Source organism: Halobellus limi, assembly GCF_004799685.1.
GTDB classification, from domain to species: domain Archaea; phylum Halobacteriota; class Halobacteria; order Halobacteriales; family Haloferacaceae; genus Haloquadratum; species Haloquadratum limi.
The window spans coordinates 1-23604 of sequence record NZ_CP031313.1 but is presented as its reverse complement, the minus strand read 5'-3'; the positions used below and the strand labels follow the sequence as shown (position 1 = coordinate 23604).

The 23604-nt window shown below is 55.9% G+C and carries 24 protein-coding genes and 2 pseudogenes; 7 read left to right on the top strand and 19 right to left on the bottom strand.

The annotated features are described in order from the left end of the window. Positions 1 to 260: 260 nt before the first annotated feature. From DV707_RS16475 to DV707_RS16410, 14 genes are all read right to left on the bottom strand, one after another. Positions 261 to 1436, bottom strand: coding sequence for a trans-sulfuration enzyme family protein (locus DV707_RS16475; RefSeq protein ID WP_103992630.1), 1176 nt, complete (start codon positions 1434 to 1436; stop codon positions 261 to 263). Continuing rightward, positions 1420 to 2586, bottom strand: a complete 1167-nt coding sequence (locus DV707_RS16470) for an acyl-CoA dehydrogenase family protein (RefSeq protein WP_103992631.1) — start codon at positions 2584 to 2586, stop codon at positions 1420 to 1422. Before DV707_RS16470 ends, DV707_RS16475 begins: the two co-directional genes overlap by 17 nt. Before the next feature lie 88 nt (positions 2587 to 2674). Next, positions 2675 to 3175 carry a cupin domain-containing protein gene (locus DV707_RS16465; protein ID WP_235010829.1) on the bottom strand — a complete coding sequence of 167 codons (501 nt, stop codon included), beginning with the start codon at positions 3173 to 3175 and terminating at the stop codon, positions 2675 to 2677. A gap of 400 nt (positions 3176 to 3575) precedes the next feature. Then, the gene (locus tag DV707_RS16460) at positions 3576 to 3959 is read right to left on the bottom strand and encodes a winged helix-turn-helix transcriptional regulator (RefSeq protein ID WP_103992633.1); all 384 of its coding nucleotides are present in this window, start codon (positions 3957 to 3959) and stop codon (positions 3576 to 3578) included. Positions 3960 to 3961: 2 nt separating this feature from the next. Next, positions 3962 to 4546, bottom strand: coding sequence for an NADPH-dependent FMN reductase (locus DV707_RS16455; protein ID WP_103992729.1), 585 nt, complete (start codon positions 4544 to 4546; stop codon positions 3962 to 3964). Between the two features lie 76 nt (positions 4547 to 4622). After that, complete coding sequence (locus DV707_RS16450; RefSeq protein ID WP_136361914.1) at positions 4623 to 5549, bottom strand: winged helix-turn-helix domain-containing protein; 927 nt, start codon at positions 5547 to 5549, stop codon at positions 4623 to 4625. Positions 5550 to 5588: 39 nt separating this feature from the next. Further along, on the bottom strand, positions 5589 to 6791 hold the full coding sequence (locus DV707_RS16445) for an MFS transporter (protein WP_103992635.1): 1203 nt from the start codon (positions 6789 to 6791) through the stop codon (positions 5589 to 5591). Between the two features lie 6 nt (positions 6792 to 6797). Further along, entirely contained in the window at positions 6798 to 7214 is a 417-nt protein-coding gene (locus DV707_RS16440) for a DoxX family protein (RefSeq protein ID WP_103992636.1), read from the bottom strand. Positions 7215 to 7512: 298 nt separating this feature from the next. Further along, on the bottom strand, positions 7513 to 8436 hold the full coding sequence (locus DV707_RS16435; RefSeq protein WP_103992637.1) for a DMT family transporter: 924 nt from the start codon (positions 8434 to 8436) through the stop codon (positions 7513 to 7515). A 202-nt stretch (positions 8437 to 8638) separates the two neighbouring features. Then, positions 8639 to 8959: an AzlD family protein gene (locus DV707_RS16430; protein ID WP_103992638.1), complete on the bottom strand. Its 321-nt coding sequence runs from the start codon at positions 8957 to 8959 to the stop codon at positions 8639 to 8641. Beyond that, positions 8949 to 9707: an AzlC family ABC transporter permease gene (locus DV707_RS16425; RefSeq protein ID WP_394337413.1), complete on the bottom strand. Its 759-nt coding sequence runs from the start codon at positions 9705 to 9707 to the stop codon at positions 8949 to 8951. The genes DV707_RS16430 and DV707_RS16425 overlap by 11 nt, the downstream gene beginning before the upstream one ends. Before the next feature lie 26 nt (positions 9708 to 9733). Next, complete coding sequence (locus tag DV707_RS16420; RefSeq protein WP_103992639.1) at positions 9734 to 10864, bottom strand: citrate synthase/methylcitrate synthase; 1131 nt, start codon at positions 10862 to 10864, stop codon at positions 9734 to 9736. A gap of 2 nt (positions 10865 to 10866) precedes the next feature. Continuing rightward, positions 10867 to 11835: a glutathione S-transferase family protein gene (locus DV707_RS16415; protein ID WP_103992640.1), complete on the bottom strand. Its 969-nt coding sequence runs from the start codon at positions 11833 to 11835 to the stop codon at positions 10867 to 10869. After that, a complete protein-coding gene (locus DV707_RS16410; RefSeq protein ID WP_103992641.1) occupies positions 11835 to 12686 on the bottom strand; it encodes a DsbA family oxidoreductase in 852 nt (283 codons plus the stop codon). Before DV707_RS16410 ends, DV707_RS16415 begins: the two co-directional genes overlap by 1 nt. A 307-nt stretch (positions 12687 to 12993) precedes the next feature. Between DV707_RS16410 and DV707_RS16405 the strand changes: the two genes are divergently transcribed. The 4 genes from DV707_RS16405 (at position 12994) to DV707_RS16390 (ending at position 16220) form a co-directional block, all read left to right on the top strand. Then, entirely contained in the window at positions 12994 to 13710 is a 717-nt protein-coding gene (locus DV707_RS16405) for a CPBP family intramembrane glutamic endopeptidase (protein WP_103992642.1), read from the top strand. A 259-nt stretch (positions 13711 to 13969) separates the two neighbouring features. Beyond that, positions 13970 to 14779 carry a DUF7847 domain-containing protein gene (locus DV707_RS16400; protein ID WP_103992643.1) on the top strand — a complete coding sequence of 270 codons (810 nt, stop codon included), beginning with the start codon at positions 13970 to 13972 and terminating at the stop codon, positions 14777 to 14779. An 86-nt stretch (positions 14780 to 14865) separates the two neighbouring features. Next, positions 14866 to 15318, top strand: a complete 453-nt coding sequence (locus tag DV707_RS16395) for an ArsR/SmtB family transcription factor (RefSeq protein ID WP_103992644.1) — start codon at positions 14866 to 14868, stop codon at positions 15316 to 15318. Continuing rightward, positions 15315 to 16220, top strand: coding sequence for a hypothetical protein (locus DV707_RS16390; protein WP_235010830.1), 906 nt, complete (start codon positions 15315 to 15317; stop codon positions 16218 to 16220). The genes DV707_RS16395 and DV707_RS16390 overlap by 4 nt, the downstream gene beginning before the upstream one ends. 21 nt (positions 16221 to 16241) lie before the next feature. On the opposite strand, the gene DV707_RS16385 is transcribed toward DV707_RS16390, so the two are convergent. Next, positions 16242 to 16841, bottom strand: a complete 600-nt coding sequence (locus DV707_RS16385; RefSeq protein ID WP_103992645.1) for an LURP-one-related/scramblase family protein — start codon at positions 16839 to 16841, stop codon at positions 16242 to 16244. A 132-nt stretch (positions 16842 to 16973) separates the two neighbouring features. On the opposite strand from DV707_RS16385, the gene DV707_RS16380 reads away from it, so the two are divergent. Further along, positions 16974 to 17834, top strand: coding sequence for an SDR family NAD(P)-dependent oxidoreductase (locus DV707_RS16380; RefSeq protein ID WP_235010832.1), 861 nt, complete (start codon positions 16974 to 16976; stop codon positions 17832 to 17834). A 994-nt stretch (positions 17835 to 18828) separates the two neighbouring features. Here DV707_RS16380 and DV707_RS19065 read toward each other — a convergent pair. Then, a pseudogene (locus DV707_RS19065) lies at positions 18829 to 19086 on the bottom strand (DUF6498-containing protein); the annotation flags it as partial. Positions 19087 to 19464: 378 nt separating this feature from the next. On the opposite strand from DV707_RS19065, the gene DV707_RS16370 reads away from it, so the two are divergent. Continuing rightward, positions 19465 to 19899: a hypothetical protein gene (locus DV707_RS16370; protein ID WP_240728568.1), complete on the top strand. Its 435-nt coding sequence runs from the start codon at positions 19465 to 19467 to the stop codon at positions 19897 to 19899. 128 nt (positions 19900 to 20027) lie between these two features. Here DV707_RS16370 and DV707_RS16365 read toward each other — a convergent pair whose 3' ends face one another. After that, positions 20028 to 20534 carry a GbsR/MarR family transcriptional regulator gene (locus DV707_RS16365; RefSeq protein WP_103992649.1) on the bottom strand — a complete coding sequence of 169 codons (507 nt, stop codon included), beginning with the start codon at positions 20532 to 20534 and terminating at the stop codon, positions 20028 to 20030. A 130-nt stretch (positions 20535 to 20664) separates the two neighbouring features. Between DV707_RS16365 and DV707_RS19280 the strand changes: the two are divergent. Continuing rightward, positions 20665 to 20838, top strand: a pseudogene (locus DV707_RS19280) (hypothetical protein); the annotation flags it as partial. Here DV707_RS19280 and DV707_RS19060 read toward each other — a convergent pair. Continuing rightward, on the bottom strand, positions 20773 to 21741 hold the full coding sequence (locus tag DV707_RS19060) for an amidohydrolase family protein (RefSeq protein WP_394348352.1): 969 nt from the start codon (positions 21739 to 21741) through the stop codon (positions 20773 to 20775). The pseudogene DV707_RS19280 and the gene DV707_RS19060 sit on opposite strands and share 66 nt — an antisense overlap. A 945-nt stretch (positions 21742 to 22686) precedes the next feature. Further along, positions 22687 to 23577, bottom strand: a complete 891-nt coding sequence (locus DV707_RS16350) for a class I SAM-dependent methyltransferase (RefSeq protein ID WP_240728566.1) — start codon at positions 23575 to 23577, stop codon at positions 22687 to 22689. Positions 23578 to 23604: the final 27 nt, after the last annotated feature.

Genomic DNA, 23604 nt, shown 5'->3' with positions numbered 1-23604 from the left:
CTCCGCGTTGTATGGCCAACATCGGAACGCAAGCCAAAAGCGTGCGAATGGAGTCAACATTATAATCCAGTATGAAACCTCCGGGGAAGAGGAAAATAAGCGAACGGACGAGGAGCAGTCGTCGAACTGGTGGAACCGGATTCGATACGGACTCTACGCGCCCGTCTACGACTGGGTAGCGAACCCCTTCGCACCTGGCCTGGCGGTTCGATATTCGAGATGGTGAAACCATCTTGTCTGTACGCAGACGATATCCAAGGCTATAACAGGGAAAGCGCTTGCTCGATATCTTGAATCAGATCCTGACTATCCTCAATACCTATCGGCATTCGAACTAACGAGTCGGAAATCCCCGCAGCACGCCGTTCTTCCGGTGAAATAAATGATGCAGACATCGTCCACGGATGGTCAACGAGGGATTCCACCCCGCCGAGACTCACAGCGACAGTGAATACCTCTAATTCCTCGATGAAGGCTCTGGTTTCAGCTTCCGAAGCGTCTAATTCGAACGAGACGATTCCCCCGAATCCGTCCATTTGTTGTCTGGCGAGCTCGTGTTGGGGATGCGATTCGAGTCCCGGATAGTGGACCCCCTGGACTTTGGGGTGGTCAACGAGGAACTCCGCGATTGCCTGAGCGTTCGTTTCGTGTTGCTCCATCCTGAGTGGAAGCGTCTTCGTCCCTCGTAGCACGAGATACGCGTCGAACGGCGATAATGCGTTCCCGAAGACGTATTCTTGCAGCGTCGAAACCCTGTCTGCTATCGCCGGATCGTTCGTGGCGACAGCACCACCTGTCGAGTCACTGTGACCGTTCAGGTACTTTGTTGTGCTATGAATGACGACGTCGGCACCCAAGTCTAGTGGTTGCTGCAAATACGGTGTCGCAAACGTGTTGTCCACACAGAGTGGGATGTTATGCGCATCAGCCACGTCGGCCAGTTCGGAGATATCACACAGCTTCAACAGCGGATTCGTCGGAGATTCCATCCAGAAGAGGGCGGTATCTGCTCTGACGTGTTCTTCGACGGTCTCAGTGCTTCTAGCGTCCACGTATTCCACTTCGACGCCTAATACGTCCCTGAATAAGTCTTCAAGAAGCAGCCTCGTGCCGCCATACACACCATCGAACGCTACGAGGTGATCACCCGGATCACAGAGCGTGAGGGCGGCCGTCGTTATTGCTGCTGTCCCGGAGTTGAATGCGATAGCTTCTGATCCACTTGTGAGGCGAGCGAGCCGCGATTCCAGTGCGTCCCGGGTCGGGTTCCCGAATCGAGCATACTTGTATCCGTTTTTTGTCTCTCCAGGTGCCTCCATTTCGTGGTGTGTAGCCAAGTGAATCGGTGAAACTACGTCTCCCGTGAGATACTGTTGTTCACCATCTGTTTCACCTCGATGAACTGCCTCAGTTGCGAATTCAAATGTCTCGGTCATAATTCGAGTCCCACCTTGGATGATCGGCGTACACAGACTCAGCGACTGTGTCTTTGTGTCCTTCGTTGGGTCCGCCAGCAATCGTCAGCAGGCGAGCGTCTCGGAGATACCGTTCCACGTGTGTTTCCGTTGTGTAGCCGATGCCGCCGTGAAGTTGCATGGCTTCGTTGGCGTTGTCTACGGCTGCCTGTGTCGCAGACACCTTCGCCATGCTGAACTCTCGGGTCGTGTCATACCCCCGGTCAGCACGATCTGCTGCGCGCAACGTCAGCAGTCGTGCGGTATCTACCCGCTGAGCCATCTCGCCAACTTTCCACTTGACGCCCTGGAAGTCACCGATGGGGTGGTCGAACTGCTCTCGTTGACTGGTGTACGCGACGGTGTCATCGAGTGCGGCGCGTGCGAGGCCGACGCCACGAGCGGGCACGTTCACTCCCGTCTGGAGCTTCGCGCGCTGGACGTATGCCTCTCCCACCTCTCCGACCCTTTGTCGATCCGGAACGCGAACATCCCTGAGGACCCCTCTCGGTGATTTTACCGTCTGAGAGCCAAGCGTATCCCAGACTTTCTCCACGTCGAACCTATCGGTGGACACGAGGAACGCGGTGATATTGTGTGGACGTTCACTCTCTGGGCCGGTCTTCGCATACGTGAGGACGTAATCGCCGCCTTGAAAGTTGGTGAGCCACTGCTTGTGTCCGTTCAGAACCCACTCGTCGCCTTCCCGCTTGGCGGTCGTCTCCATTTCCAATTTGTTACTCCCGGCGTTCTGCTCACTCATTCCGAGGACACCGACAGTGTCGTAGGAAGCCATCGACGGCAGGTACGTATCACGTTGTTCGTCGGTTCCAAACCGCTGGATGGCCTCTGCCACGCCGAGATGTAAGGCCACTGCACCTGCGACGGGCATTAGTGCCGCAGCGAGTTCCTCGATTATCAGCGCGAGTTCAACCATCCCTTCACCCATTCCACCGTACGTTTCTGGGATGGTGATCCCAGTGTATCCACGGTCACTTAGCTCATTGAGGATCTCGGTCGGATGTTCCTCAGCTTGGTCCAGTTCAATCGCCTGCGGTCTGATTTCGTCCTGTGCGTACTGGCGGACTTCATCTCGGAGTCGCTGTTGCTCTTCGGTAAGTTGGAATTTCATTGGAATGAATCACCTATCTCCATCGTAATACCGCGTGATTTGAACTTATTTGACATATTTGGTACTTCGGGGAGTCATTTTATGGATGTTAGAACGCTGGTTGTTCGACGGTCTCGTTCCAGAATTCGTCGCTAAGATATGCCGTATCGACTGCTTCTCGTCCGGTCATTTTGGCGAAGCGACCAAAGGTCCCCCAGAGAAATCGCTGAACTGAGAACGGAATCGAAGCAATTCGTGTTCTCTCGTGGAGATATTCGGACATCAGAAGTCCCTGGAAGAGATCTGGCTCAGAATACGAATCATCACGTGAAAAAACGCCATCGTGGTCCATTCCGAAGAAAGTGAACTGCACCTCGATTGTACGGATCCAAGGTGTTTCTGTGTAAAATGCGACGTAGTCGTCGGTGTTATTTCGGAAGTAGTGTCGTTGACCGGGATCTATAGTGATGTCCTCACCCGGACTGAGATGGTGGCGCTCATCGTCTACGACTAGCGTTACTTCCCCGCGCAGTGTGCGGAAGTACTCAGAATCGTAGAGGTGAACATGCGGCGGCAGTTCCATGCTGTCGGGACTGGCCCAGACGATCATCGCGGGATCTGAAGATCCATCTCGCTCGGGATATCGCGTAATTACGGACCAAAGTTCCGCAGCGGGACTCGACGCTAATGGATACGGGGACTCTCGAAGTAATCGTGTCGCGGGGCCGTCAGCCTCCAATTCTAATGCGGGGCCGTCAGCCGGTTTACCGTCGTTACCAAGCGGCCGGCCAGTTATGATCGTCATAGAGAGTAACAGCGCTCCACCAAGGATTCGGGGCTGTTCTGCGTCAGAACCCGGTTTCTGACAGCGGTTTTAACAAAGTGAAGTCGTGCTATCGGTCGAATCGATTGGAACGTTCCTCTTCCCGATAGCGATATGTCCGGACCGCCCCTGCTGAGGTAGTGATGAACTCCAAATAGTTGCTCTTGTATCATTCTGATAATCTGTTTCAGGCCTCGTGGATACGGTGATTCGGTCCTTCGGGGACTTCTTCGCCCCAATCTTGGGCCCATTCATCCAGGTCTGCTAACACGTCAAGGAGATCCTCTCCTTTTGCTGTGAGACCGTAGTAGACCGCGACCGGGGCGTCTTCCTCCATACGTCGAGCGACGATGTCGTTGTCCACCAGTTCGTCGAGCGCGTCGGAGAGGGTCTTCGAGCGTGCTCCGGTCGCTCGCTTGAGTTCGTTGAACCGTTTCTCCCCCTCTCTGAGGGCGTAGATGATGTTCATCCGCCAGGGAGTTCCGATCTGTTCGATGGCTTGGATGACTGGACAGGCGGATGCGTTCTGTTTCTCGATCTCGTTCTGTCGGGATTCAGTTTCAGCGGACATAGTTAATCGGCCGTGGGGACAGCACAGGCAGTAGTGCTCTCGGGGTACGATTCGACGCCTGCGTAATCGACGATCTCAGTTCCAAGCGCCTCAACTCGCTGAACCAGCGCTTCGTCGGTTAACTCTCCGGCCTCGAAGGTGCTGTGGGCATTTGGGATTGCGACCTGGTGGGGGAGTACCCAGGCGTTGAGTGAGCGGGCAACCGATCGAAGATGCTCCAGCGCGGGTGTCGGGAACCCTCCGCCGGCGACGACCAGGAGGCCGACCGTCGTTTCCTCAAACTCGTCGAACCCACAGTAATCGATTGCAGTCTTCAGGACTGACGAGTACGACCCGTGGTACACTGGAGACCCCAGTAACACGCCGTCAGCACTTCTCACGAGTTGGCGGAGTTTTTTCGCATCCCCGGTATCACTCTGATCTGGATCGAAGACTGGCAGGTCTAATGTGCTGAGGTCCACGAGATCGGTCGTGGCGCCCTTTGTCTCGGCTGCTCCCAGAGCTTGTTCGAGTGCGTGACGAGTACGACTTCCGTCCCGCTGACTTCCACATAGTGCGACTATATGTTTGGTGCCGTTCACGTCCATACCTTGCCAAATCACACACACTAAACCCTGTTAAGCGCTCGGTGGAATACATTCCAGTAATTAATATTATATATCGTCAATCCTCGACGGTGACGGTGAACGACTCATCGATAGTAACTGCTAACGACTCCGTCGCATCCGGAATAGAAACCTCGACACACATAGGGTCTGTTTGCAGGACAGTGACTGAATCGGAGTCAACGACAAACCCGAGATCCCACAGCGGCGTCTCTCGAGAATCGATATCGACGTCATAAAGTTTGCCAGTGACTGCCGGACGCGTCAGTAAGACGACGCCGACTGGAATGAAGCTGTAGAAACTACATCGCTCGCAGTCAACTGCCACGACCGCAGGATGATCGCGGGCGAAGTACTCGTCGTACCGGTCGAGTTGTTCGATAACACCGATGCAGGCTCCCTGCTCGTGGACGCGGCTAGTCAACTCGCGGTTGATTTGGCCAGCACAGAACGGGCAGATACCATCGAGGGCGCACGACCAGATGAGTTTCGTCCGCCGGTCAAAGGCCGCAACGATGGCGTCGCTATCGCGCTCGGCAATACCACCGGGATCGAACGGCCACTCTAGCGCCCGATTCCCACAGTCAGAACAGCGAATCCGGGCGATGTAATCGGTATCGTATTCGAAGGTCAGTTGCTCCCCGCACTCTCGGCAATCATCGTCTAACCCGACCGGTCCGACTGTGACCTGATCGTGAAAGACACCACTCTGAATTGCATCGAGAACGCGGTGCCCGGGGTACTGCAATTCGTAGCCATCGTCGGTTTTCGCGACGAATTGATCCTGTAGCTCCGAGAGATGGTACGTAAAGCTGCCTGAATCGCGTTCCCCTACTGCCTTCCGAAGCTCGGAGAAGGATAATGAAAACCCTGGTGCATCCCAGAGTGCGAGCAGAATTTCTAATCGAAGATCGTGGCTCAGGGTCATAAACGCTGATTCAGCGTCGGTTGCGACCTGAGTTCTGTCAGACTGTTCACTGGCCATAGGCGTTGCATCCTCACAGTCCAGTATAAATATTGACTGTCAAGACCTGGATGTGAGGATACTCAGTAGCACAGCTGCCAGAGCTGCTCCAACACTTCCAGAAAGGAGCGTGCCCTGGTAGCCGATTGCGCCGCCAAGAAGCGTGAACACTGCTGGACCAACAGCTTGACTGATTCCGATCGTCGTTGTCTGGAGACTCATCACGCCGCCACGAACCTCATCTGGAGCTAAGACACTAATCCTAGCGAAGAGCGTGGGGGTGACGAGACCACTGCCAACACCGAATACGAGCAGTCCGGCGATTAGCAGCAGGGGAGTACTTGCGAGGGCGACGCCGAGAAAGCCGAGTGCGTACAGGGCAAACCCGATGGTGAGCAGTATCGTCGTCGAAGCTCTTGCAGCCAGCGTTCCGTTCTGCGTTGAGACAACAGCTGTAGCTAGTAAGACAGTGCTGGTAACGAGTCCTACTGTACTGGGTGTAAAGCCGAACGCATCAGCGAGGTAGAACGGCAGAGCGGTGTATAATCCACCGAAGAGGAGGGTAAAGGAGACGAACATAATGCCGTACAGCGTGATGGCTCGGCGGGTTGGGATGAGGTTGAGTGCCTCACGGATGTAGCCACTACCCTTGCTATCAGGTGCCCTCTCGATATCGTCGAACGCCAACAGAACCAGTCCCGCAACCGGCAGCGTGAACGCATACATAAGGAACGGTGCATTCCAGGCGCGGGCTGCGAGATACCCTCCGATCACCGGGTAGGCCGCGGTCCCAAGCGACAGCATAGCTGACGTAACACCCATGACGGAGTCGTGTTGCTGGCCAGAGTATCGATCGCCGACCGCGGTCATCGCAAGTGCTGCGAGGATACTCCCGGCGGCGAACCCTTGAAAAACGCGCAGACCGAGCGCCACTGCGAAATCGTCTGTGAACGCAATGGCAGTACCGGCGATCCCAAAGATGGCAAGGGCTACTGAAAGGACGTACCGCCGACCGAGGCGGTCGGCGAGTGCGCCAATAACCGGAGCGAGCAGTATCCCTGGGAGCGCATATAGTGTGATGAACAGGCCAGCGCGAGACTCGGTGACTCCAAATACCGACTGGATTTCGGGAAGCACCGCGCTGATTAGCGGCACGTCCATAGGCGCCATCAGTGTCGCCGCGAGGATGGCGACCAAGACTGGCGAACGCCAGGGAACACCTACTGATCGCTCAGTACTCGGCGACGTCTCGGTTGCTCCCATCGGTTATCAGAGCCCGATGCCGACTGCCAGCGGCCAGGTGACAGAGGCCAGCGCTAGATAGCCTAGTGCAGCCCCGATCAGGCCGATGTTTTTCAGGAAATGGATCTGTTCGTTCTGTCGATCCTGACCTTCCAAAGTCCAAAAGTCGTGCATAATGGCCGTAATCGGAACGAGGAAGACGACCACTGCCAGTGAACCGAGGACGGGGTAGACACCTATGAGTACTGCGAGCGCGCCGGCGATCAGCCCGAGGCTTCCCAGTGGAACGGTGACCGAGGCCAGCGGCGTACCCTTACTCTTGGCGTACCCCACCGCCGACTCGAGGTCAAGCAGGTTTCCCAGCGCGAGGTAGCCGATGACGAGTGCAAAGAGCACTCGACTGAGCAGGAATGCCGTCTCAGACAGCGCCGAATCGAACACCATCAGGCGTCACCTCTCGATGAACTGCGGCTAAGCAGCTTTCTGTAGGTCTGTGCGCTTCCACTCGTCGTAGATCGAATGTCGTTTGGTGACATCGTTGCACGAGGAGATATGGCCTTACGACAATTATATTTCAGGCAAATTATACTATACCAGGTTTCCTAAACCGAACCTGGACATAGATATGGGAATAATAGAGTTTGTAGGGCCTTGACCGGATCCAATAAATATATAAAATATTATATAAAATGGATTGTTGAATTTCCTATGCTTGCTCAGCTGTTACGTGCTACCCAGAAGGTCACAAATATCGGTGAAAAGACCGTGGAATTACAGACTGTATTCTTTCCCACTCAATGAGCACGAATCCTGCAAAGATCACAACTAACCCAGTAATTGTGAAGACCGTGATCCGCTCGTCGAGGATTAGATATCCTGCAACGGCGGTCGAAACTGGATGGGCGTAATATGCGAGGTTCGTTCTCGTTGCTCCAATCTCAGTAAGCAGCTCGAAATGGACTCGGTACAGTACAGCAGTCCCAATAACCCCAACTCCAATCAACGAGAGCACCGCTTGTATCGTCCATTCGGACTGACTAACGGATTCACCACGCAGGACGCTCACACTGTGGACGAACACGGCTGCGACTACTAACCCCCAAGTCGTGAGTGTGAGACTTGGCAGATCGGGATCTATGCGTCGTGTAATCACGTTTCCTAATCCGAAAGACAGTACACTCAAGAACACTAGCCCGACTCCGCGGTTCGTCACGGTCGTTAAATTGGACGGATCCGGATTCGTAACGATACCTGCACCGACGAACCCAAGAACGATTCCAACACCACCCAGAAGACTGAGTCGTTCGGATGGCAATAAAATATACGCGAATACGGCGGTGAGCAAAGGTGCAAGACTGTAAATCACCGATCCAGTAGCACTCGTGATATACTGTTGACCAGCGAATACTAGTGCGATATTTCCTCCCAGCGTGAGAATTCCGGTCACGAGCACTCCAGCAATATCTTCAGTCGTTTTCGGATGCCAATAGTCGCCTCTAACCGCTACCAACAGGAGGAGTAACACAGCTCCGACGTCAATTCGGAATGCGGCGAACAGTACCGGCGGAAAGAAGGATAATCCCGCAACTGCCCCAACAAAGGGGGCCGCACCAAGGAGCCCATACGCCAGAAAGAGGACCGTATTTTTGTGAAACATCGAAAGCATACTTTGACTCTTATTCACTCGGCGTCCACGACTGCGACACCCGGTTGAAATTCCAATACGACGCTGGCATTGTTGCAGGAAGGAGTACAGACCTTTGGTAAGTATATTTCAGGAATATTATACTATACCTGGTTTCCTGTATTATACCACCCCAGAAATAGAGGGGCACACAGCCAAGGTGACGTTTCCGTGATTGGAGGCGCTACACGATCCCTGAACCTGTTCCGCGAATGACTAGCAGCGTGACAATGCCAGCTGCCATTGCTAGCAAGACGTTCTCAGTTCGGTGAGCGACGAGGACGACGACGATTCCAGCAGCCCACTCAATAGGTCCACCATTCAGTAACCGAACGGTAAGGATCGCGATGATGATTCCTCCTGGAAGGGCGTCAAGCGCCTCTCGAACTGAGTCGGAAGGCTCGATTCGGTCTAGTGCCCAGAACCCACCGGCCTTGGTCGAGTACGTGACGAGGCTCATCCCACACACGACTGCCAACGCAGTCAGTGACACCTCATCGAACATTGCGCGTCACCTCCGCTAAACTTGCGGCAAGCCCCCCAGCCAGGATATACCAACGGCCGGGAAGGACAGCTTCAACGACGACTGCGACGACGGCAGCTGCGATCCACGGAGCTAAGGAGGTTCGTCCTTCCCAGAACCCAACGAGGAGGGAGAGAAAGATGGCCGTTAGGACAAAATCCAACCCATAGGTCTCTGGGTTACCGATGCGACCTCCAGCGACTGCCCCGATAGCAGTAGCGACGACCCAGAACACCCAGATCGCCAGCCCACTCCCCAAAAGAAACGCTCCGCGTTCGTTGCCGGCACGGAGATCCTTGATCGTGAGGGCCCAGTTCTCGTCGGCCATAAAGAAGAGGCTCGTATACGCTTGTCGAGACGACAGCCGAGTAAACCACGGACGCAATGAGGCACCCATCAGGAGATACCGGAGGTTTACCACCAGAGTCGTGCCGACGACAGCGACGACAGGAATCGGCCAGTCCCAGAGCCCAACAGCGATGAGTTGTGCTGCCCCTGCCAACACGGTAGCACTCATTGTGACGGCCGTTATGACGCTCAGGCCGGCTTCGCGCGCGAGAACACCAAATACGAGGCCATAGGCACCAACTCCGAGGGCAACGGGGGCGCAGGTGACGAAGCCAGACCAGATCCCGTCACGGGAGAATTCAAGCACTTCGCTTTCCATCTCGGCTGACGCATCCTCTTCATCAAACGATGTCTCAGCCGTGTCTTTGTCCATCTGAGTCATATTTCAATAGTTATCATATTTTCCTACTATCGGTCTTCAACCGGCGTCCACGACCGTTTTGTCTCACCGACGTAGTGAGAACTGGGGCGGATCAACCGATTATCGTCGAGTTGTTCTAGTGCGTGAGCCATCCAGCCACTAACCCGGGAAATAGCGAACGTAGCCGTAAAGAGGTCTTTGGGAATACCGACACCGTCAAGCAGAATTGCAGTGTAGAATTCCACGTTCGTTTCCAGCCGACGGTCCGGCACATATTCTGCCAATAGGTCGGTAGCGACATCCTCGAACTCCTGAGCAGCCTCGAAGAATTCACCGTCTCCTTTTTCGGTGTGAAAGCTTTCAGCGGCCGATTCTAAGACAGCAGCCCGCGGGTCACGTGCGCGGTACACGCGGTGACCGAATCCCATCAGCCGCTCGCCGGCGTCCAACGTTTCGCGGACATATTTTTCTGCATCCCCTGTTTCATACACTTCTTGAAGCATCTCCAACACGGGACCGGGTGCACCCCCGTGGAGAGGCCCTTTGAGCGCTCCGACAGCAGCCGTCGCCGCGGAGATGAGATCCGACTCTGTCGAGACGACAACGCGAGCGGTAAATGTGGACGCGTTCAGCCCGTGCTCGACGACAGTATTCAGATAGGTTTCGAGACCAGCGGCCCTGGCTTCGGACGGTCTCTCGCCCGTCAACATATAGAGAAAGTTCGTTGCGTGTCCCAAATCGTCGCGGGGTGCGACCGGTTCTTTCCCCTGCTGGTACCGCCAGTAGGTTGCCACAATAGTGGGAAAAACAGCAATCACCCGATGGATGTCCTTTCTAAGGTCTTGCTCTTCAACTCCGAGGTTTGCAGCTGCAACGCCCATACGGAGGGCATCCATTGCCGGTTTCCCCTCTCGGGCTGCTCGCTGGAGAACGGCCTGGACCTCATCGCAGATCTGGCGGTGGGATGCGAGTTTACCCCGGAACTCGTCAGTTTCCTCGGATGTCGGAAGCCGTCCGTTCAGCAGGAGAAAGACCGTCTCCTCGTAGCTCGCATTACTGGCGAGTTCGTCGATGGGAAGGCCCCGAATGAGGAGTTCGCCCTTTTCACCGTTGATTTGACTCAGTCGGGTCTCTGCGACCGTGATACCTTCGAGATCTGAATTGAGTGTGTTAGCCATAGTTATTTTCTGACACTATCGTCGTCACTGGGCAGTTCGTTCCGATTATGAGGCTCTGTCCAATCGAGTTCGGGTCCAACAGGCACGAAACCGGTCGGATTGATGTCATCGTGGCTCCGGTAGTAGTGGGCCTTGACGTGATCCATATTGCAGGTTTCGGGGACTCCTCCCGTCTGGTAGATGTCTCGGGCGTAGTCCCAGAGGTGATCGAAGTCGATCAGGCGACGGATGTTACACTTGAAATGCGTGTGATAGACGGCATCGAACCGATACAACGTTGGAAAGAGAAACACATCTGCGAGAGTCAGTTGATCACCGACGACGTAGCGACGGGTGGACAGGATCTCGTCCCAGCGTTCCATACCGTCGAAGAGTTCCTGCACGGCCGTCTCGTACGATTCCTGTGAGTCAGCGAATCCAGCACGATAGACGCCCGTGTTGATCGAGGAGTGGATGTCTTCGATGGCTTCGTCGATATCGTCCTGCATTGACGACGGGTAGAGATCCAGCGGTTCCGACGTGTAGTGGTCAAACTCGGTGGCGAGCATCCGAGCGATTTCCGCTGATTCCTCGTGGACGATGGTCTCAGCTTCTCGGTCGTAGAGAATAGGGACCGTCACACGGCCTGTATAGTCCGGATCAGCCTCTTGAAAGACCTCGTAGAGGGTTTTGTGGCCGTGAACCGAATCGGTCGTACAGTTTGCCTTCTCGGGAGAGAACTCCCATCCCTGGTCGCGGCGGACGGGATCAACGACGCCAACGGAGATGGTGTCTTCGAGCCCGAGGAGACGCAGGGTGAGTGCTGCTCGGTGCGCCCACGGACAGGCACGCGAGATGTAGAGATGGTAACGGCCTGCCTCCGCTGGGAACGTGGCATTTCGGGAATTCTCAATTCGGTTGTCGAAGGTATCGTGATCATACTGGTCGCGGGTGGCATCGGATTCCCACTCGCCGTTGTGGAGCAGCCCCATCAGCTCTCCCCTCCGTTCTTCGAGTACCAGAAGAAGCCGTTTCCACGGGCTTCACGGCGGACAGATCCGTCATCGACGAACGATTCCAGTGCCTGTCGCGCTTTTCCTTCGTCGAGTTCATACACTTCGGCGACTTCCCGCGTCGCAACAGGCTCGTATGCGGCGATAAATTGCGTTATCGGTGGGGGAGATGACTGTTCTAAGGTAGGATCAACAGTCTTCAGTGCGGTCACCAACTCCTCGAAGGACTGGAATCCCGACACCTTCGTTTCACCGGCTGGCCCGTCGATGTGATACGTCGGAAACGCTCGAACGTCTGCTTGGCGGGTTCGAGCAAGGTCCTTCTCGAATGCTGCTTGAGCAGTTCCATTATCCAGGGCCGTAGTGAAGTCATCGACGTCGAGGCCGACCGACTCGGCGATTTTTACCTGCTCTTCTCGACGGTTGACATTACGGACTTGTGTGGTGTAGGCCTCACGGAGGCGGCGTAAATACCGATGTGCCAGTTCGGTATCCTGCTGGCGTGCGGCGGTGAATGCCTTGCTTGCGGGGTACGTTGATTGTGCTGGATCGGTTTCGAAGATCTGCGTATCGACGGGCATCCCGTGATATTGAGATGCTTCTTCCCAATGTGGGGCAACATCACTGGGCGCTGCGATATCGTTGGCTGTATCGTAGAATTCGTCGAAGTCCTCCACCAGGCCGCCCATAATATACCTGAACTCTACCTGGTTGCCGAGTGCGGTTCGGAGACGCCGAATGATGGGTTCTGAGCCCCAGCACCACGTGCACATTGGGTCGGTGAACTGAGTTATCGTTGGTCGCCCGTCCTCCGTGTCTGTCGAAGCCATATGAATGGCCACAACCCGCCAGAAAATATATTTCAGGCAGTGTACAATAAAGCAGGTTTAGCACGGTAAACCTGGGTCCGTCCGTCCTGTGTAGTCAGATCTTGAGCTGTCGCGGGACGAGAACCATACAGACAATTAATAAGTCCGTCTTCAATCGGGAACGGTACAAGCGTCGTCTACATTGAGTTCGCCAACTCCCTGCTCAACGTAGAGTGTTATCTCCCGAAAGGTAGCCGACGATGTGGCTGAAAGTGCAGCTAATTAACCACGATTAAAATGGGTTCCATCGCTCTAATGTGAACAAACTATGATGCCTGGAACAATTCCAGGGGGACAGCTCCAACGTAACGCAGCGGCTCTTGATAACCACGTACTTATCGGTCTCATTGCTGCTGTGCTCCCTGTACCATTAGCTATTGCCTTCGGGCTGGGCTACCAAGCGGTTGCTCCTGGCACAGAATATGGCGTTGTTGGAAAAAACGTCAGCTACGGCTTCTCATCCCTGTTGGTCATTAGCGGAGTATACGTCTTATTCAGCCCGGCGGCGCGGGCAGTTGCGTTCCGGTTTGACCGTCCGAGCAAGGATGAAGCGGCGTGGGCACTGTTAGGGTTCCCGATTGGAACGGCGTTGTATCTCGGTGCATCCGCAGCAACACAGGCGGCGGGACTCACGATGAGTGGCTACGAATATACTCTATCTGACCCGGTTGTGATCGGAGCAGTCGTGTTCGGCGCGGTACTTGTTTCGCCGCTTGCTGAAGAGGTCTTGTTTCGTGGTGTCGTACTGGGGACTTTGCTTGGTCGAGGTATTCATCCGGTTGTAGCTGGAGGAGTGGCAATTATGACGTTCGGCCTCATTCACGTTTCATTGCTCGGCATCGCCGGCGTAATCACGATGTGTGCGTGGGCGATTGTGCCAACGGCACTCCGGCTGCGGTTCGATAGTCTGAGTGGTGCCTGGTTCGTGCATCAACTCAACAATATTTGGGGATACATTGTCGTCGTTGCATTCGGGCTCGGATAATTGTTCTATAGTAGCGTTTGCAAGTCTTCACTCACTCGATTGCACCATAGCGCGCGCTCGAGGGCGCACGCCGACGGTTGCCCGCGGCACTCCGTTCGAACGGGTGGGGACAACTCCGAGCACTCACAGCGGTACTTAAAGACTGAGCATAACAGCACTCCCCTCGGAGAGAACAGCCAAGACAGGCCCTAATATTGCTTAAATCTGGTTTTGATACTCCATTCGATCTAATATGTGGCACCGGTAAGTCGTAGACACGATGGTCCTCGTCTCCGCATTCAAAGACGGATACACTGCCCTCCGAGCGAATCCGATCCTGCTCGTCGCCGGTCTCTTCGTCGGGGGTGGAAGCCAACTTCAGTACGTTGAGCACCTGATTGACCCACCGTTGGTTTCGGCAGGCGCATCGCTTGCGTGGCTGGTCTTTTTCCCGTTCGTACTCGGTGGCTTCCTCGGAACTGCCCGTGCCGCGGTCGAAGGGACAGACGCGTCGGTCTCTCACTTTGTCACTGCCGCGCGGACACATTACCTCCGACTTCTCCTTGGTACTGTATTGTTCGTGGTTCTCGTCTTCGGAACCGCTATCGGGGTCGGACTCGTCGGATTCGTCCTCGGGATCGGGTCAATGGCACTCGCAGCGATACACGAGATGGCCGCTTTCACCGCGGGTGTCGTCTCCCTACTCCTCTGGCTGGTGGCCATCCTCGCCGTCATACTGTTCGTACAGTTTTACGATGCGGCGATCGTCATCGAAGACCAAAGCGTTACGGATGCGTTCCGCAGAAGTGTTGGACTCGTCCGCTCAAATCTCAAAAGTGTGGTCGGATTCTCGCTGGCCTGGCTTGTCCTGTTGAACGCCTTCCTCATCCCCGAGTACCTGCTCCAATTGACACTGACAGACGCTGCTCCAGCTGACGTATTACCGATCGACCTCGGTCTTCCGATAGCTGTCCTACTTCCGATCGGAATCGTGCTGTCGGCGGTTGGCTTCGCGTACTTCTATACGGTGTACACGGCGTACTACCTGCGATTAATCGCTATCTCACCCATCACCACGGAATCAGTATGACCACTCACCAACAACTACGTACGACGGTTTCGAAAGCCACTGATCAGAACAGATCCCGACGACTCCCCTCACCATTCAACACACCAATGCCACGACTCCTCCCGACACAGACGGACGCGGCCGTCGAACGAAGCGACAACCCCGCCGTCCTGAGCCTCGACGACGACGCGACGCGAGACGTGATCGAAGCGTTGTCGTCGGAGACCGCCTACGAGATCTTCCGGCTCCTCAACGAGACACCGGCGACGCCGGCACGGATCGCCGAGCAACTCGACCAGAGTGTACAGAACGTGCACTATCACCTGTCGAATCTCGAATCGGCCGGTGTGATCGAGGTCACTGACACGTGCTATTCGGAGAAGGGCCGTGAGATGAACGTCTTCGTCGTCTCGGAAGACCCGACGCTGCTTTTCCTCGGCACCGAGGACGATCGGCCGAGCCTCAAGCGCGCGTTCAAATCCTTCGCCTCGCTACTCGGGCCGCCATCGATCCTGCTTGCCGCCGGAGAATCCATCTCACACTTCGTCACTGGGGAATGAGGGAACACACCGACGCACCGGTCCGAAGGGCTTCTACTGCCGCCGACCAAACCACGTGTGACGTGGCACCGACGATTAAAGCCCGAGACGACATCGATGGCTGCGGTTGTCTCGAATGCCGGAACATCGAGACGACAACCATCAACCGGACCGTCCTCGACGCACTCGTCTGGTCCGTGCGCCTGTTTCGATCCTATCCGTCAATCGTCGTCTTCGCCGGCGTGATCATCCTCATCAACCGACTCCTCGAAACGGATGCCGTCACCGTGCTCCCGACGCCTGCGGTCGGCGTGGTCGAGGCTGTGACGGCGTTCGCGTTCATCATCTCGATTCGGGCCTACGTAGGAACGATCGTCGCCGGCGAACTCACTGGCGACCCCGTCACGATACGCGAGGGACTGCGTCGAAGCATCGCTCGGACACCAGCGTTAGTCGGCGTCGTCCTTCTCGTGGTGTTCTCCGTGATGACGATCCCGTTCTTCCTGTCGCTTCCGCTCTTCGTTCTGGTCGGCGTTATTCCGGGCAATCCCGTAGAAATGGTTGGTTTTCCTGTCGCTGCAGCGGTCGGTGGAATCGTATTCGCCGTCCCGTTTCTCCTGCTTCTGTTCAAGTTCTGGTTCGCACCCGAAGCGTGCGTCATCGGGAAGTACGGCCCGATCGAATCACTGTGGGTGAGCTGGCGCATCACGACGAACTACCGCGGAAAGTTCCTGCTCATCCTCGTAATCGTAGTTGGCAGTGCACTCAGCCTTTATTTGCCAACAGTTCTTCCCGAGCTTGGGACGGGGCTGGCGCTGGTGCCGCCCGCTTTGGACGTGATCTCATCAAGCATCGGTGAACTGCTCTCGATCGTGTGGGCCAGCGCGTACGCGCATATCTACGTCCAGGGTGTCGTTTCGTGATCCGGAAGTCGTGCTTGGAAGTCAATTTCCCTGAATCGCATCGATAACGATCGCGGCGATCACGATCGGTTCTGTCGGGACTGAACTCGTATCGGTGAGCGTGATCTCGTACTGGTCGAAGTCGAATAGAGCGAACTCACCCTCGATAGAACCGACCGAACCGCCCTCTGAATCGGTTATCTCGTACTTGTGAGCGATGCCTTGACCGACCGGCAGGAGTTTCCGCGCGAGAGTGACGAGTGCACCGCGGGAGTTGACCTCGGCCAGCAGCGACTCATCCTCGGCGTCGCGGATCCGCCACGTGTCTTGCAACAGCGAGAGGTCGTTATCGAAGATTACGAGGTCCTTCTCGGTTTGGCTGTCCGTGAGGAGATAGTCGCCGGCGATGTCCCACGTGTCAATAGCCTTCACGCGACAGATCTCAGTTCCGTCGGCGTCGACGAACGGGAACTCGTCTCTTTCCTCGTACATCTGGTACGTGGTGCGAAAAAGCGTGTCACCCGCAACGTCCCTCGCTTCGTACTCGGGGCGAAAGTTCTTATCGCGTCCAGTCTGCTCGACAGTATACTGGCTTCCGGAGAGGTCGATCTCGGACAGTCCATACTGTTGTGAAGATGTCATAATCTGACGTGTTGAACCCTGGCAAAAGTAATTACCGCTTACGGTGGTACACCGACCTGAACCGATCGTACTCAGTACCGAAACTCACACCGATCTGCCGTTTGAATCCTGCAACGATACGTGACAGTCAGTGTGGACACACAGCGCGTCGTGGTGCTGACTGGTGGGACGAGTGGCATCGGTCGCATCGCTGCAACGGACCTTGCTGCACAGGGGGCGACCGTTGCCGTCATCGGGCGCGACCGGACGCGCGGTGACACACTCGTCGCTGACGCGACTCCGCTCGACGGCGATATCCGATTTCACCAGGCGGATCTCGCCACGCAGGCAACCGTTCGTTCCCTTGCGACGGAACTCCTCGATACATATGACCGGATCGACGCCCTCGTACACAACGCTGGACTCTCGTCTCGCCACCGAACAGAAACTGAAGACCGCGTCGAACTCACGTTCGCCGTCAATCACCTCGCGCCGTATCTGCTGACTCACGACCTGCTTGACCGACTTCGAGCCTCGGCACCGGCCAGGGTCGTCGTCACCGCTTCAGACATTCACCGTCGCGCCACGTTCGATTTCGACGATCTCCAGTTCACCACCGAGTACGATTCACTCCAAGCGTATGCCCGTTCGAAACTCGCCACCGTTGCGTTCACACTCGAACTGGCCGACCGACTCGAAGACACCGAGATTACGGCGAACTGTTTCCATCCCGGATTCGTCCCGTCTACGAACCTGTTCCGCGACGCCCCGCTCTGGACACGAGCGATGATCCGAGCGGTAGCCATCATCCCCGGTATCGGCACCACACAACAGGAAGGCGCACGGCGACTCTGTCACCTCGTCACGGCCCCAGAATGCGGTGAACGAACCGGTACGTACGTCACCGGAGAAGGAATCACGCCCCCCTCAACGGAAGCGACCGATCCGGAAAACCGACAGCGGCTCTGGACACTCAGCGCCGATCTGGTCGGTATCGACCTCGACTGGCCGTAGTCTGACGTTCAATTCATCCGAAACTGGTGGGGAAACGCATCCGTCATTAGATGTAGCCACGACCGATAGTCCATCGTTTCAGTACGGAGAATCCGCGGTACGCAGGGCCAGTTAAATCAAGCGTGGGTATCTATTATCCGAAGCGACGAGCGACTTCGTAAGCGATGGTAACGGGGATAGTGATGGCCAAGATTACGAAGATGACTTCATCGACTGTCGGGCCAGACTGAGTTAGTGAGCTGTAGAACACGAGAGCGCCAGTCGCAATGACTCCGACGACAGTTGCGACGTATGTTGGGTTTGTCCACTGAGGAGGAGAGCGATTTGAGGACACTTGATGAAGTAGGTTTGTGGACATTCTAATTTTTTGGGCTCTGTTTCTTTCACCAGCCTTATAGATCGATACACGGCCTGTATTGATTGATTTGGAGAACCCAAACTGGAAGAATCGCCGTGAAAGCCTCAGGGGGTCGTTTGCTCCTCAGTGTCGGTACTGCGGCTGTCCCACCATCGGATCCCAGCAACGATCCCGGTTAGGAAAAATCCGGCTGCGAGCCCCACGACGAGTATCTCGGGTACCCCCGAGACTGCAGTTGAAATCTGCAGCAGACTGTACGCGAGCCAGAAAGCACCCACGGACACGACTGCCTGGAATTGTTCCCGAGATTGACTGCCGCGCACGTAGCGATACGTAGCGATTCCGAGCACGACCAGCCACGCGACGCCTAAACCCGCACCGAGGGTCGCGTCTGTAATTCCGAGCAACGTGGGGACGACCATACAGGACCGTCATCCGGGACTACCAAGCTATTTGTGGGACTCAAGAGTGTATTAGGATTTGACAGATGATACCGAGACTACGTCGTCAGACGAGGATGATGAACAGCGGGGTCGATTAGACAGGCTCATCAATATCGTTCTGGAAGTACTGGGCCTGATATGAACCACACTGAGAATCGTTCTCGTTGACTCATACCCTGCCGGATGGATGGTACTACATTCTTTCCATACGTTCGGTGCCGCTGGCACGACGGTCGAACACGTCGAGGATCGGTTCGGGGCCGTACAAATGTGGGAGTCGTAGTTCCCGGTCGGGACACTCGATCACGACAGTCGACGTGTCGAGCCATCGGTCGATTCGATCACGTTCGACGCGGATTCCGGTTTCGTCCCACGGTTCGATCCGCCACAGACACGTCCGGAAGAGTCGATCGTACGCGACACCCGCGTCGTCGGAACTGCGGTACTCAACAGCGTCTCGACAATATCACCGTCAGCAGTGACCAGTTCACGGGATTCTTTGGTGAAGTTACCTCTAAAGATCGCTCGTATCTATCACCGTCGATCAGTTCCTCTCTGGAGTCGGGCGTGTAGTATTCCGCCAGTTCAGTACCGATGAGTGCGTCTGGGCGGACACCGAGACGCACCTGATCCAGAAAGTCCAACGCGAAATCCACGTTCGGGTGACGGAGCAACCGGCGTTGCCACGATCACGTTCCGGTTTACTGACTACAACACACCGACCACCATTACGCGACCATCGTTTGAGGACGCAGGGACTGAGTGGAGCGGCGGCTGTCCCGACACGTGACTCGTGGATTTATGTTGAACGGCTCGGAACCACGGAATAATGGTTTCTTACGAGGCGTTCGATCAGGATGTTGAAATCAACGGGCAGACGGTGCTTACGATTGTCAACGAAGGGATGGGGAAATTTTCTGCGGCCTATCAAGAACGGGCGTTAAACGCGTTAGCGGACGAGGGGATTACTGATCCAGAGCCTGACGAATGGTATCCACAACAGGCGTGGTTGAATGCTTTTGAGGCGATTGCTGAAGAGCTCCAACCACACGTGCTAGACCGACTCGGTGAACAAATTCCGGATGTCGCCGAGTGGCCGGATGAATTTGACACAGTACCTGCGGGGCTCCAATCGATCGACGAGGCGTATCAACGGAACCACCGGGGTGGAGAGCTGGGTGGTATCGATTCGAGCAAACCGACGACCGGGCCGGGACAGTCACGTGTTACAACCCGTACCCGTGTCCGTTCGATCGTGGCCTGATCAGAGGCGTTGCGAAACACTACGCGTCGATGGATTCGTTCGTATTCATCGAAGAAACCGGATCTACCTGTCGACGGAACGGAGACGATCGCTGTACCTACACCGTGTATTGGTGACCAGACCAGGGTTTAGTCCTCGTAGGCTTCGAGAGCCTCACGAAGCTCTGCGGTAGAGAGGTTCGTGGCGAGTCGGGTGATCTCTTCGAGGTCTTCGTAGGTCGCTCGAAGATCACGGATCCGTTCGGCTTCGCTGGTATCTGAGTCCGAGAGTTGATCCTCAGCTCGCCGGATCGTTCGCAGGGTCGTCTGGATCTCGCGTTGAATGTATTGCTGGAACACGTCCTGGAGGATAAACCAGATTTCGCGTTCTGCCGTGAAGTGTACTCGTCGTCCGCCGCCTTCAGAGGAGCGACGATGGATCAACCCGATGCGTGTGAGTGTCCGCGTTACGTTACTCACAGTTGATTTGGCATAGCCGGTTTCTTCGACGAGTTCCGGGATCGAGAGGGGTTCGGTGGCAAAATACAGGACGCCGTAGATTCGTCCAGCGCTGCGGCTTAATCCATACACTTCGGCTGATTGTTCCAGCGATTCGATAACGCGTTCCCGTGCGAGGTCACGGTCGCCTTCATTCATACAATATCCCTCGTGTTCCGGTGTGATGAGTCCCCTCTTGAGTCATATCTACTACAAAGACTCCATAAGTGTTAAATTGTTTGATCCGTTTGTTCGGAGTGAACCGAACAAACAAAACTGACTCTCCAAAATCAATGTCCAGTGCCCTCCTCACCAGCCGTCAGTCGAATACGCCCCAAAGAAACAGACCGACGTCGTTGTCGGCGAAGAGAACCACTCTAATATCCTCCAAGTCCTGTCATCGGATACAGCCCAAGAAATCCTGACAACGCTCAAGCGAGAACCGGGGACGGCGTCCGACATCGCAACCGCCATCGGGCAGTCGATCCAGAACGTCACGTATCATTTGGATCGGCTTCGTGACGTGATCTCGTCGCCCCGGTTGGAACGTGGTACTCGGAAAAAGGAAAGGAAATGACCGTGTATGCCGTGACGACTGAAGAGCTAGTTGTCCGGTTTTCCGAATCGGCTCATCAGACATCTGATCACTCGTCGGGCCGAGGGTGAAGAGACACGTACAGCTCCAACGATCAGAATATCGGTGAACAACGCCGTGACCGTACTGATCACGGCTCGGAGTACGGGCCGTGCAGAGATGCGTCGGAGTATCGATATGTCGGGGGTGTACTGCCGCGAGAGACGTTTTCCAACCGGTCTGCGCTTGGAGGCGTTCCCGTTCCCGCATCGCCGCTGCGTGTACACGCTCGACATCCAGTGACTCGACCGACTTGTTTCTCATCAGGACGTCGCCGTCGACGACGACTGTCTCGATGTCGCCCGCAGTCACTGAGTTCATCAGCACCGATGGGAGGTTACTGTACGGTTGATGGCGTGGCGTGTCGACATCGATCACGACGAAGTCAGCCTGTTTCCCCGGTTCGAGACTTCCTACTTGATCATCTAAACCAAGCGCGCGTGCAGCATCGATCGTCAGCATTTGCAGTAGTTCATACGAGGACCACTGCTGGGCGCCGTACTCGAAGTTCGACAGGAGCGTGCGTGTTTGGCCTCCTGGATGAGATCCCAGGAGTCGAACCAGAACGGATCGTCTAACCCGATCACGACGTTCGCACCGAACTCTTGGAGAGCAGGCAGGGGAACCAGGCCTGGTCTCCGGCTTGGAAATAGCTGTACACTGTCGGGCAGTGAAGCACGTGCGCGCCACTCTCTGCGATGCGCCGCGCGTCGTCCCGATCACGTGGAGCAAATGCGTGAGCAACGTTCGCTCATCAAGCAGTCCGTACTGTTCGAGTAGGTCAAGCGGATCGTCGGCACGCTTCCAGCCGCCATCGTGTCTGCCGCCGCAGAATCATAGAGATGCGTGTGGAGCCGCAACTCGGGATACTCGGCGCGTAGTACTGCGACCCCCTCCCAAAGGGCTCGTGAACACCCGACTCACCGCCCGGTGCGATACTCGCCGTGACGCGGCCATCGTAGTTGCCGTGATACGAGTCTACGAATCGACGAGCGGCTTGGAGTTGTTCGTCCGCCGATACAGGATTGAGTAGATCCGCAAGTTCCGGTCCGATCACACCGCGTAATCCGGCTTCGCCGATCGCTTCCGCACCGAGTTCCGGCGTGAAGTCCATCGCATTCACTGTCGTACGCCGTGCGTGAGCTGGCGCAGACAGGCGAGGTCCCACGCGGCTTCAAAGAAGGAATCTCCCAGTACCGATTCAGCAGTGTGGTACAACGCGAGAGCCTCTTTGAGCAACTCACTCCCGTCCAGTTCGCTGAATAGTCCCTGAACGAGCGTAAAATCGGTATGTCGATGGGCGTCGATGAGGCCCGGAATCACGACTTTCCCCGCTGGCGTCGATTACGCGATCCGCCGTCGCGGTTCGATCTCCGGATTCGGTTGGCTCAACTGACGTAATGCGTCCGTCCGTCACTCGAATGGACCCGTTCCGCAGGATCTGGTTCTCTCGATTCACCGTCACAACGGTCGCATCGTGAACCAGAAGATCAGTCATCAGTTGAACTACATTACTCCAGTATGAAAAACGATTTCGAGAATCACTGTGTCGGAGGGCAACTCACCGTTTTGCGCTATGTTGAGTGCGGTGCCCACGTGTTGAGTCGGTAGAGCAAGCGCAACACGGCCACCAGAATCACACTGCCTAGTATGGAGCCGAGAAACGCGGTGGGTTCGTCACAGTGGTGAAGAGACCGACGCGAAAACGGCGATTCCGACGCGGAGAACCGTGTTGCCAGCCACCTGCTGAGCCACGTCGTCAGGGACACGCGACGTCTCGTCGTAGCCCGCAAGTAGGAACGTCCATCCGCGGAACCTGATCAGTGCTCCAAGAACGGTCAGGTGCCCACCAGCGACGAGCCACTCTACCGTTTTGGAGGCAACACAGCCATTATTCATCACCGCCGCCTGGGGTGATCTCGAAAGTGTGATCATCCCAAGAAGTCCAGTAGTAGTATTGTGGACTGTAAGCCCCGCTTCAGCAACGATATCACGGGGCTGTTGATCCAGCGACAGCCGGTCTGGCTGTAGTGAGCGTCGGTCCGCCACTTCTGATAGCTTGCGATCGGTCCCACGTCCACTTCGCCCGTGTTCGACCAGGCGGATCGTCCCTCCGGGCTTACACACCCGGTTCATCTCACGGAGCGCGGCGACGGGATCGGGGAACGTACACGTCGACAGTGACGAAATCACAGCGTCGAAACTGTCATCGGCAAAATCGAGGTCCTGAGCATCCATCTGTAACAGCGTGCCATCGATGGCTAGCTCTGCAAGGCGGTCTTCAGCGCGTGCTAACATTTCCGGACTAATATCGATGCCCACGAGTTCACTCGTCTCTGGAAGATATCCGAAGTTCGTTCCCGTCCCACAAGCAACGTCCAAGATTTTCCCGTCAACATCACCGAACTGTGCGCGGCGATAGCGGCCAGTGACGAGGCGGGCCAGCCAGTCGAACCGGTGGATCCAGTCAGCGTACTCGGCGTACGATTCTTTGATCTCCGAGAGCGACATCGGTCGGTTCGAAGCCGGGTCGGTCCCGGTTCGAGAGCGGTGCCGGTGGGAACTCATCTGGGTCGTATTGTCAGGTGACGTCAT